We start from the raw sequence: 1,546 nt of genomic DNA, 5'->3' as shown, positions 1-1,546 counted from the left end.
CTGCTATTGGAGGGAATATAGCTATTACATCTCCATCCCTAAGCTTTAACTCCTCGATAAACTGTATGTGTCTACCATTTACGAGGATTATCCTATCACTCCTATATCCCTCACTCGTCAGGACTTCATCAATGAAGTCTCTGCCGAGGATTTCACCAGCTTTCTCAATAGCTTCCCTAAACTCATCACTCTCTACTTCAACCTCTATCTCGCTTACACCATATTTCTCTCTAAGGGAAGCAAATAAGCGTATTTTAACCTTGGCCAAGAGAGAACACCTTTCCAGTTCAAGCAAGTCTAAAAAGCCTTATAGATAAAAAAATCTTAGAGTTCTATCCCAAGCTCCCGGAGTTTCTCAATAGTGGGGACTCCATTTATCCATCCTCTTAACTCATAGTACTCCTTCAACATCATGTCTAGTTCAACTACCTGCCCCTCAGCAGGTCCTTTAGGCATAGGCTCTCTTAACAGTCTAGGTGGCAATGTATCGTCTTTGGCTGAGAACCCGTAGAGGAACATTATATATCTCTCTAGGTTGTATATTCTCTCACCAATAGTCATGATCTCCTGCTCGGTAAGGCTGAATCCTGCTACCGCATTGAATAGTCTAGCATAGTCTCTAGCACCTATCTCGAATGTGGTGAAGAGGCAGTTGACAGCGGAGTTTACGACTGATGTTAGATCCTGGAAGATCTTAACAAGTTTAGCCTTCCCCTGTGGGCTTAATGGATCTGTTTTCTCGGGTAAACCAAGTACTTCTGATGCCACAGTGTATCCTGATACATGACAACCTCCTCTATTGGCGGTTGCATAGTTTAACCCTATTCCTTTTATAGCTCTTGGATCGTATGCCGGCATCTCTAACCCCTTAACACTCATGCTCAGCTCTGGTGCACCATACATCTCTGCAAGCCTCTTGCTTCCAAGGGCAAGTCTTGCTCCAAACCCAGCTCTATAAGCTGTCCTCCATACAGCGTCGACTAATGCGGCTGGATTACCGAATCTCAGATCTATGCCCTCTAGATCCTCACTTGGTATTAATCCTTTCTCATAGAGCTCCATGGCCGTAGCAATGGTTGCACCCATGCTTATAGTGTCTAATCCTAGCTCATTACAGAGATGGTTCGCCTTTATTATTGCCTCAAGATCCATTACACCAGTATCATTGCCGAGTGCCCATATTGATTCGTATTCTGGGCCCTCACTGTATAGTACCTGGTATGGCCCAAACTGCACACGCGTCACCCTGCCACACGCTATCTGACATCCCCAGCATGGTCTGCGCTTTATAAGGTATTTCGATGCAAGGGTTTCGCCACTTATCTTATCTGCCTCAGGATTGTAGCCATACTGCCAGTTCTTATAGGGTAATCCGCCGATCTGATTTATTATGTTCACCAATACTGCTGTACCATACTGTGGTAAACCGCCTCCGGTTACAGGGTTTTTCCTTATTCTCTCGGTCATTTCAGTAACAAGCTTTCTATACTCCTCTGTGTTAGCTATTTGAGGCTGATTATCGCCTGCTACAACAATCGCTTTGAGC

At 44.7% G+C, this 1,546-nt stretch carries 2 protein-coding genes; both read right to left on the bottom strand.

What is annotated here, in order from left to right:
- The coding region (locus tag ACP5N5_RS06950) for a MoaD/ThiS family protein (protein WP_428134501.1) at window positions 1-268 on the bottom strand (268 nt) is incomplete at its 3' end.
- A 56-nt stretch (window positions 269-324) separates the two neighbouring features.
- On the bottom strand, window positions 325-1,546 hold a 1,222-nt coding region (locus tag ACP5N5_RS06945), incomplete at its 5' end, for an aldehyde ferredoxin oxidoreductase family protein (RefSeq protein ID WP_428134498.1).

The organism is Desulfurococcus sp. (assembly GCF_049970475.1).
GTDB lineage: Archaea > Thermoproteota > Thermoprotei_A > Sulfolobales > Desulfurococcaceae > Desulfurococcus > Desulfurococcus amylolyticus.
This window is presented reverse-complemented; position numbering and strand designations above follow the sequence as displayed.